The sequence below is a fragment of the Streptomyces sp. H27-H1 genome (genome assembly GCF_026627445.1).
In the GTDB taxonomy this organism is placed as follows: Bacteria; Actinomycetota; Actinomycetes; order Streptomycetales; family Streptomycetaceae; genus Streptomyces.
Genome location: NZ_JAPNLJ010000051.1, coordinates 38,409 through 47,550, shown reverse-complemented (window position 1 = coordinate 47,550; position 9,142 = coordinate 38,409). Strand labels below are relative to the sequence as shown.

Annotated in this window: 6 protein-coding genes and 1 tRNA gene; 1 reads left to right on the top strand and 6 read right to left on the bottom strand. The window is 72.3% G+C overall.

What is annotated here, in order from left to right; all coding sequences use genetic code 11:
- Positions 1–126: 126 nt before the first annotated feature.
- Positions 127–198: transfer RNA gene (locus OTB20_RS35080), tRNA-Cys, on the top strand.
- A 112-nt stretch (positions 199–310) separates the two neighbouring features.
- Here OTB20_RS35080 and mycP read toward each other — a convergent pair.
- The 6 genes from mycP to OTB20_RS35050 form a co-directional block, all read right to left on the bottom strand.
- The gene (mycP, locus tag OTB20_RS35075; protein WP_267823832.1) at positions 311–1,504 is read right to left on the bottom strand and encodes a type VII secretion-associated serine protease mycosin; all 1,194 of its coding nucleotides are present in this window, start codon (positions 1,502–1,504) and stop codon (positions 311–313) included.
- Positions 1,505–1,525: 21 nt separating this feature from the next.
- Positions 1,526–3,010, bottom strand: a complete 1,485-nt coding sequence (locus tag OTB20_RS35070) for a hypothetical protein (protein ID WP_267823831.1) — start codon at positions 3,008–3,010, stop codon at positions 1,526–1,528.
- Complete coding sequence (locus tag OTB20_RS35065; protein ID WP_267823830.1) at positions 3,010–3,510, bottom strand: hypothetical protein; 501 nt, start codon at positions 3,508–3,510, stop codon at positions 3,010–3,012. Before OTB20_RS35065 ends, OTB20_RS35070 begins: the two co-directional genes overlap by 1 nt.
- 145 nt (positions 3,511–3,655) lie before the next feature.
- Positions 3,656–5,989 carry a xanthine dehydrogenase family protein molybdopterin-binding subunit gene (locus OTB20_RS35060; protein ID WP_420716547.1) on the bottom strand — a complete coding sequence of 778 codons (2,334 nt, stop codon included), beginning with the start codon at positions 5,987–5,989 and terminating at the stop codon, positions 3,656–3,658.
- Positions 5,986–8,010: a 2Fe-2S iron-sulfur cluster-binding protein gene (locus OTB20_RS35055; RefSeq protein ID WP_267823828.1), complete on the bottom strand. Its 2,025-nt coding sequence runs from the start codon at positions 8,008–8,010 to the stop codon at positions 5,986–5,988. The genes OTB20_RS35060 and OTB20_RS35055 overlap by 4 nt, the downstream gene beginning before the upstream one ends.
- On the bottom strand, positions 8,007–8,939 hold the full coding sequence (locus tag OTB20_RS35050; protein ID WP_420716546.1) for an FAD binding domain-containing protein: 933 nt from the start codon (positions 8,937–8,939) through the stop codon (positions 8,007–8,009). Before OTB20_RS35050 ends, OTB20_RS35055 begins: the two co-directional genes overlap by 4 nt.
- Positions 8,940–9,142 lie beyond the last annotated feature (203 nt).

The window sequence follows — 9,142 nt, the reverse complement described above, 5'->3', positions numbered from 1 at the left end:
CCCACCCCCTGCTCCCCCCTCCCGCACCCCCTCTGTGAACGCGGCATGGCAGTCACATTGCACGCCCCACGCACCCCTTCCGCGCCCGCTCCCACCCTCGTACGGTCATACACATCACCACCACCCAGCCGTGTGCCCGAGTGGTTTAGGGACTCGCCTGCAAAGCGAGTTACGCCGGTTCGATTCCGGTCACGGCTTCTGGATGCCTGAACAGGCAGAACGAATGGGCGGCACCCCACGGGGTGCCGCCCATTCGTCGTCCGTCTCAGTCCCGTCCCACTCGGCCGACAGCTCTACGGCCCTACGCGGCTCAGCGGCTCCTACGCCGGACGGCGACCGCGGTGACGGCTCCGCCGATGACCACACAGGCACCGAGCCCGAGGGCGAGCCAGGGGAGGACACTGCCGTCGCCCTTCTTCGCGTCGGCCTGGGGAGCGGGAGTGGCGGCGCCGCCGGACTGGGGAGTCTTGCCGTCCACGGAGGGCGCGGGCGAACCCTTGGGCCCGGTACCGCCGCCGGCTGCCGCCAGGTCGGGGAGCGGGTAGGCGTCCGCGGGGCCGGGGTCGCCGGGGGTTGCCACGGCGATGCGGGGCCTGACGATTCCGTACCCGATGAAGTCACTCCGCGCGGCGCCGTCTGTGGGCTTGCCGGCTGTGTTCATGAGGACCCGGAGCACCTGATTGTTGGTCCAGTCGGGATGGGCGGACCAGATCAGTGCGGCTGAGGCGGAGGCGAGGGCGGTGGCGTCACTTGTGCCGTGGCTCGTGCATAGCCCCGTGTCGCCTGTCGAGCAGGCTGTGACAATCTCCATGCCGGGAGCTACCAGATCAACCTGGGAGCCATGCTGTGACTCTGCGGTCACCTTGCCGTCCCGGTCTACAGCACCGACCCCTACTACTCCAGGTGTCGCCGCCGGGTACATGACCTCGTTGGTCGAATCGCCATCATTGCCAACGCCAGCAAAAATCAGCTTGCCCTTGGAAAGGGCGTACTTCACCGCATCAAGCCGTGCGGGATCTTCAACTGATGTGGCCATCGAAATGTTGATGATCTTCGCATCTGAATCCGCGGCATACCGAATCGCCTGGGTCCAGGTGGGGTCGAACGCGCTTTCACCCTGAGGCGTACGGATGGGAAGAATTTTGGCGCCAGGCGCGAGTCCGAACGCCCCGTCGCCACGGGGGTTTTTCCCGGTCCCTGCGATGATCGCCGCGATGCTGGAGCCGTGCGGCATCCAGTCCGTCCGCTCGTCCCCCTTGTAGGTGGAAGGGGCGTAGTCCCTTCCTGGGAGAACTTGCCCTTCCAGCTCTGGGAGATGGTCTACGCCACTATCGATGACGGCAATTGTGACGCCCTTGCCCGTGCTGGTCTTCCAGATATCTTCGGCCTTCATCGAGGTCAGATGCCACTGCTGAGACCGAATGGTCTCAGCATGAGCCGGCGTCGCGGCGACCCCGGCCAGCAGGAAGCCCGCCAAGGCCGCGGTCGCCTTACGCATACGCATCCCGTGCAACGTCCGCTCCACTCAGTCGATCACCGGCGGAACGACATTACGGTCGCCCTGCCACGTCTCTTCGTCCTCGGCCAGGTAGTCGGCGCGTTCACCCGTCTGACCGTTGCCCCGCCGACCCGGAGGCTGGGCACCCGCACCGCCGCGGCCCATCGGGCCAGCCATGGGGCCGGTGCCCGATCCACCACGGACCAGCCCCGAACCGCCCTGGGTGAACGGCTGACCACCAGCGATCGAGCGACCACCAGTACCCGCCTGACGCCCTCCGACGACTCCGCCAGCTTCGGTGGCAAGACGGCGGCCGGCCATGGAACCGCCGACACCGCCGTGCGGACCGCCGCCCCCCATGCCGCCGCCCATACCCATACCGCGGCCGGCTGTCTGGGCGCCCTCGCCTCCGATGACCGTGCCCCGCGGAATACTCGCGCCCGGACCGCTCGGCGTGACCGGACGACCACCTACGATCCCGCTGTCGCGCGGAGGCAGACCGGCAATTCCCCCGGCCTTTCCACCGATACCGCCAGGACCGCTCGTGCCAGGACCCGTTCCTCTGGGAACGAAGCCGCCAGGACCGATACCGCCGCCCGGCTTCGGAACACCGCCGACAGGCGGAAGGGTCAGGGGAGGGGGAAATCCTCCGGGACCGACACCTGGACCGCCACCGCCCGGCCCTACCGGACTGGGGCCTCCGGGCCCTCCCGTGATCGGGGGAAGAGTCGTGCTCGGGGTGGGGCCGACGGTATCGAGACCGGTGCCCACGTTGCGGTCCGGGGGCGCCGGCGCGGGGCCCGGTGCCGGATCCGGTGTCACGGGCACTCCGCCGCCCGAACCGCCCGTTGATCCACCGTCATACGACGAACCAGTGGGACCCACTGTCACAGGTGACACAGACGATGCCCCGCCCGTTCCAGTACTCCCTGTTGAACCACCTTCAGAGACGGGCCGCGCCATTTCGGTGGAAACGTTCTTCGGAACGAACATCCCCGGCAACTTCGGAAATGTCGGAACCTCCGCCACCTCCATCCCAGTAGCCGAAGCCTCATACCCCTGCGCCAGCTTCGTCATCTGCTGGACTGCCAGCTGGTGGTCCCCGGACAGCTTCGAGTTGGCCTGCTGGCCGATCTGCTGCGAATCCGGGTCGTTGTGGAACTCCCGGGCCGCCTTCAGGTTGGCGGCCGCCGACGAGTCGTACGTCGGCATGTTGGCCTTGACTTCGATGACGACCTGGCTGGCCTGCGTCATCTGCTTGCCGCCCGCGGCGCTGTAATCGCTCAGGCGGAGCGTCGCGTTGCCCGTGCGGCTGACCCAGTCCTGGAAGGCCCTGGCCGACTCGCCCTCCCAGCCGGTGACCCGGTGGTCCTTGAGGCTTTCGCCGATCTCCTTGATGATCGCCGCGGCGTCCGTCAGTTGATCGCCGCGCGCCTTGAGGGTCTCCGCATTGGCCGAGTGGAGCATGGCCAGGAGCTGCTGGTGCGTGTGGCTCTCGAAGTTCGTCGCCATCAGAAGCCACCACCCTGCGTAGCACCCGGTGCAGTTCCCTGCGAAGCCGAACTGTGCGGGGGCGGCGGCGCCAACGGGTCCCGTTCCGGGACGTAGTCCGCCTTCGCCTGTTCACTGATCGCCAGCATCCGACGCTTCGTGTCCTCGTCCACGTCCCCGAACCCCCGGCCCGCCGTCTGGATCGCGATGCCCAGTCCCTCGATCTGGTCGGCCAGCCCCTTCGACAGTGCGAGCAACTGCGTGTGCACGTTCGAGTAGGCCGTGAACAGTCGCTGGGCCTCCGCGAAGCCTTCGCCCAGGGAGTTCTCCGGGAGGGTGCCGTCCGCCAGCTTCTTGTCGCTCGCCGGGGAACCGTCCAGCTTCGACAGCAGGCCGTCGACCCGCTTCTTGTAGTCCGTCAGCGATTCGTATTCGACCTGGAGCGCGCCCAGAGCCGCCGGCGAGGCAACGCCCACGCCGTAGTCCAGCCCGAACACGCCCGGCCCATAGTCCACTGCCACGATGGCCTCCCCGACTCCCCGTCGTCCCCGTTCACACCCGTTCGCGCGTATTCGCACACGCACGTCGCCAGTGTCCCCAAACAGTCTATCGACAGAGTCCGACAGGCCCAAGTTCTGGGTTGCAGGTGCAATCAGGGTCACAAGGTTACGAGTTGGGCGCCGCCACCGCCGCCGATGGCCGGATCGGGAGCCTGTTGACCGGGCGGCCCGTGGCCGCGCGGACCGCGGAGGCCACCGCCGCCGGGGCCGTGACCACGGGGACGGCGCTGGCCGGCTTGGCGCCGAAGGGCGCCACCACGTCGCGTTCCTCTACGAGTTTGACGATGCGGACCGTCGGGGCGTCCAGCGAGGTCGGGAGTGCGTAGCCCGTCAGGTCGGGGTGGCGGATCAGGCCGGAGGCCGTGCGGAGGTTTTCCGTCAGGGCCGCGCCCACGCCCTGGATGACGCCCGCTTCGATACGGGCTTCCAGCTGGCGGGGGTTGAGGACGCGGCCGACGTCCTGGGCGACCGCGAGTTCGACGACGCGCACCGAGCCGAGCTCGATGTCCACGTCCACCACCGCGCGGATCGCGCAGAACGCGAGGCCGACGAAGGCGTCGCCCTGGCCGTCCCCGTCCAGCGGTTCCGTCGGATGCGGGCGGCACTGGGCCGTCGCCCAGAGTTCCTTGCCCTCCATCGCCTCGGCGACCGTCGTAGAGAAGGCACCGTCGTACGACGTGATTCGGCCATCCGCGATCTGGAGGAGTTCGGTGGACATACCGAGTTTGTGGGCCATCGGCTGGAGGAGCTGCGTACGGACCATCTTCGCCGCGCGCTCCACCGCGCCGCCCGAGACCCAGGTGTGCCGGCCGTGCGCCGACGGGCCCGCCGGCGGCTGGTCGGTGTCGACCGGGGCCGTGACGACCTCGTCCACGCCCAGGGTCTCCTGGACGATCTGGCGGGCGAGCGTGGAGAACCCCTGGCCGGTGTCGACCGCCGCGCAGATGACCGTCGCCGAACCGCCGACGATCTTCACCGTGGCCGTGGACACCTCGTCGGTGCCCTCCGCGCCGAGCATGTGGACCATGCCGACCCCGTACCCGACCCCGCGCCGTACCGCGCCGGGCTCGCCCGCGCCCTCCAGGCCGCCCGGGAGCAGCCAGTCCTCCTCCGGGGTGTCCTTGGGGAGGGCGGGCAGTTCGTGGTCGCGGACCGCGCGCAGGAGTTCCGCCACGGGGGCGGGGCAGGTGACGGTCTGGCCGGTGGGGAGCAGGTCACCGGTGGCCAGGACGTTGCGCAGGCGTAGCTCCGCGCCGTCCATGCCGAGGGCGGCCGCCAGCTTGTCCATCTGGCCCTCGTAGGCCGCGCAGACCTGCATGGCGCCTTCGCCGCGCACGTGGCCGGAGGGCGGGTTGTTGGTGCGGACCGCCCAGCCTTCGACGAAGGCGTGCGGGACCACGTACGGGCCGCATGCGAAGGCCACGGCCGCGGCCAGGGATTCCGAGGAGGCGTCGGCGTAGGCGCCGGCGTCCATGAGGATCTGGGCCTCGACCTTGACCAGCCGGCCGTCCGTGTCCGCGTGGTGGCGGTAGCGCAGCAGTGTCGGGTGGCGGTGGGGGTGGCCGAGGAAGGACTCCTCGCGGGTGGCGGCCAGTTTGACCGGGCAGCCGGTGCGCAGGGCGAGGAGGCCGAGCGGGAGCTGGAACGCCGCGTCCTCGCGGTCGGCCATGGCGCCCGGGACTCCGGTGACGACGACGCGGACCCGGTCGGGTTCGAGGCCGAAGCAGGCGGCGGCCAGGTCGCGGTCGGTGTGCGGATCGGTGGAGGCGGTGTAGATCTCCACGCCGCCGTCGGGCCGCGGCACGGCCAGGCCGGCCTCGGCGCCGATGGGGGCGGGGTCCTGGCGGCCGATGCGGTAGAGGCCCTCGACGACGATGTCGCCGGTGGCTTCGGGGTCGCCGTAGCGCAGCGGGATGTGCCGGATCAGGTTGCCGTCGGGGTGCAGGTCGGGGGCGCCGAAGGCCTGTTCGGGGTCGGTGACCGGGTCGAGGAGCTCGTACTCGACGGCGATCGCGGCGGCCGCGAGGCGTGCGGTGTCCGGGTGGTCGGCGGCGACCGCGGCGATGGGCTCGCCGTGGTGGCGGACCACGTCGTGCGCGAAGACGGGCCGGTCGGCGATGCGGCGGCCGTGCGTGGTGGCGCCGGGGACGTCGGCGTGGGTGACGACGGCCCGCACGCCGGGCATTTCGGCGGCGGCGGAGGTGTCGATGGAGAGGATGCGGGCGTGGGCGTGCGGGGAGCGCAGCACGGCGGCCCAGAGGAGGCCCTCGGCCCACAGGTCGGCGGCGTAGGGGAAGGTGCCCTCGGTCTTGGCGCGGGTGTCGGCGTGCGGGACGGACGCGCCGATGCCGCGGGGGACCGCCGACTCCGACGGCTCCGCGCCCTCGGGGGCCGGTGCGGAGACCGCTGCCGGGACCGTCGCCGCGTCGTGGGCGCTCACGCGGTGCCTCCCTGGTGGTTGCCCTCGTTGCCTGTGTGGCCGTCGTTGCCCGTGTTGCCGTCGTTGCCCGTGTTGCCGTCGTTGCCCGTGTTGCCGTCGTTGCCCGTGTGGCCGTCGTTGCCCGTGTGGCCGTCGTTGCCCTGGCTGCCCAGGTTCCCCTGAGCCCCTTGAGTCCCCTGCATCCCGTGGCTCCCCTGCATCCCGTGGATGCCGCCCTCGCCGGGCAGCGCCTGGTGCGGGATCCGTGCCTCGGCGGAGGCCACGGCGGCTGCTTCCGCAGCCGAGCCGCGCTCGGCCACGACCTCGCGCACGGCCTCGATGACGCCCGAGTAGCCCGAGCAGCGGCAGAGGTTGCCGCACAGTGCCCGGCGGGTCTCCAGCTCGCTGGGGGCGTGGTTGCCTTCCAGCAGGTCGTGGATGGTCATGGCCATGCCGGGTACGCAGAACCCGCACTGCACCGCACCCGACCTGCACAACGCCTCTTGCACGTCCGACAGTTCCCCGTCGGTGGCGAGACCTTCCACGGTCCGGACCTCGCTGCCCGCCGCGGTCGCCGCCGGGACGAGGCAGGAGGCGACGAGCCGGCCGTCGACCTGTACGGCGCACGCGCCGCATTCGCCCTGCGAGCAGCCGTCCTTGGCGCCGGCGAGGCCGAGGCGCTCGCGCAGCACGTAGAGGAGGGACTCGCCGATCCACGCGCCGGTGACGGGGCGGTCGGCCCCGTTGACGCGCAGGACGTAGGACGCGGACGGGTGCTCGTGATGGGTGACGGCCGCGGCGTCCGCCCCGTCGGCGGCTTCTTCCTCGTACGTCTCCCCCTCGCCCGGAACCCCTTCGGCCGTCCCCGCCGAAGCGGTCGCGACAGCCAGGCCGGTGTCCTCGGTACCCGGCGCGGGCGCGGCCCCGGCTTCGCCGGCGGCCGGTACGGCTCCGTCGCCGCCCTGCTCCGCCTCCGCGACCCCGGCTCCGGCCCGGTCCCCGGCTTCGGCCCCGGCTTCGGCCCCGGCTTCGCCGTCGTTCCCCGGATGCGGCCGCTCCCCCGAGTCCGGCACCGGCGCCGGGCCGTGGGCGGCTTCGATGTCGTGCGGGGCCGGGTAGCCCGGCTCTCCGTCCAGCGGGGTACCGACCCCCGGGCCGCCCAGGACGCGCGGTCCGCGCCCCAGGGCCGAGCCGAAGAATGCGCCGCCCGCGGCGGAAGCCCCGGGAAGCACCCCGGATCCGAGCGGGTCGGATCCGAGCGGGTCGGAGTCGAGCCCCGCGGACCCCAGCGGGTCGGAGCCGAGCGCGCCCGGCCCGTCCTCACCCCCGCCGTCCCCGCCGCCCGGCTGCTGCGCCACGTACCCGCGCACACTCTCGAAGTCCGGATGCGTCGCCCACGGAGCCGCGGCCCCGCCCGGCAGCGTCGCGGGGGCCTGGCTCCAGTCGGCCGAGGCCGCGAAATGCCCGTAGCTGCCCGTGTCGCCCGTACCGCCCGGGGTCCACACGTCGCTCGCCGCCGCCTCGGGGAAGCGCCACTCGGCGGTCTCCGACGATTCGTGCGCGGCGACCGGAATCCCCGCGAAGGGTTCCGCGAAGGGCTCGGCGAACGGCTCCTCGTAGGACTCCGCGACAGGTTCGGCGTAGGGCTCGGCCACGGGCTCCGCCGCCTGCTCCGCGAACGCCGCGGCCACCGACGCCGGGATCGGTACCGACGCCGGGATCGGCGCCCGCGCCTGGGCCCCCGGGGCCGGGGCACCCGAGTCCGCGGGGACCGCTCCACCCGCTTCCGGCCACTGCACCGGGATCGTCCACGTTCCCGTGGCCGCCGGATCCGTACTGGCCGTGCCCAGCGGCACGATCATCGGCGGCGGCACGTAGCCGTGCCCGGGGGCCGCGAGGGGCTCTCCGGTGCCGAGCGCGTCCAGCATGTCCTGCGGCAGTTTCACGAAGGCCGTCGCGTCGGAGTCGTACTCGCCGCCGTGCGGCACCGGCTCCCAGCCCCAGGCGGGACCCGCGGGACCCGTGTTCTCGTTCTCACTCATGAGCTCAGCGCCCTCCCCAGGGCCCTCCGTGCCAGCACGGCCACCGTCCGCCGCAAATGCAGTACTCCGGGGGCCACGGGCTCCCCCTGGTCGGGCACGCAGGCCGCCGCGACGTACTCGCCGAAGGCTTCCAGCGCCTCGGGGGCCAGACTGCGGTCCCCGTCCCAGTCGATCAGCGATGCGACCCACTGCTCGGCTTCCAGCGGCCGCAGCGGCATCGGGGCGACCGCGCCGATCGCGCAGCGCACACCTCGGCGCGCGGGGTCCAGTACGAGCCCCACGGACGCCACCGCGCGCCCGGGTCCCGTACGGCCCGTGGCCTTGAGGAACACCTGGGGCGCGTGCAGCAACGGCACCCGCACGAAGCCGATCAGCTCTCCTGGGCGGAGCATTTCACGCCCGGCCAGCAGGTGCGAGACCGGGATCTCGCGACGCGAACCGCCGGGCCCGACGATGACGAGTACGGCTTCCAGCGCGGCCAGCACGGGGAGCGCGTCACCCGTCGGCGCGGCCGTGGCGATGTTGCCGCCCAGCGTGCCGGCGTTGCGGATCTGCGGCGGCCCGGCGGCGCGCGCGGCGGCGGCCAGGGCCGGGATGAGGGCGGCGAAGTCCGGCCGCCCCATGCGCGCGTGCGTGAGGCCGGCGCCGAGCAGCGCGTGGCCGTCCTGGTACTGCCAGCCGCGGATCTCGTTGATCCGGCCGAGGCCCACCAGGGCGGCGGGGCGAAGGAGTCCCGCGTTGACGGCGGCCATGAGGTCGGTGCCGCCGGCCACGGGGACGGCGGCGGGCATGGCCGCGAGCGCCGCCACGGCCTCTTCGAGCGAGGCCGGCAGCGTCACGGACTGCGTCGCGTTCCCCGCCCGCGGGTCGCTGCGGGGCCCCTGGGACGAATCCCGTGCCTGCGGTGCGTGCGGTGCGTGCGTGGTCAACCCAGCTGCCCCTTCCCGATGTCCCGGTCCCGGCGCTCACGCCTGTCCGCCGTACGGTACGTGCTCACCGCCGGGAGGTGGCAACTCTGGCACATCTTCCGGAGCACCGGACGCGAGGGTCCGCCGCCCGCGCACCACCGGCACACGCCCCCGGTACGGACCCCCTTGGAGACCCGCCCGCGGCTCCCCCCGCGGCCCGCGTT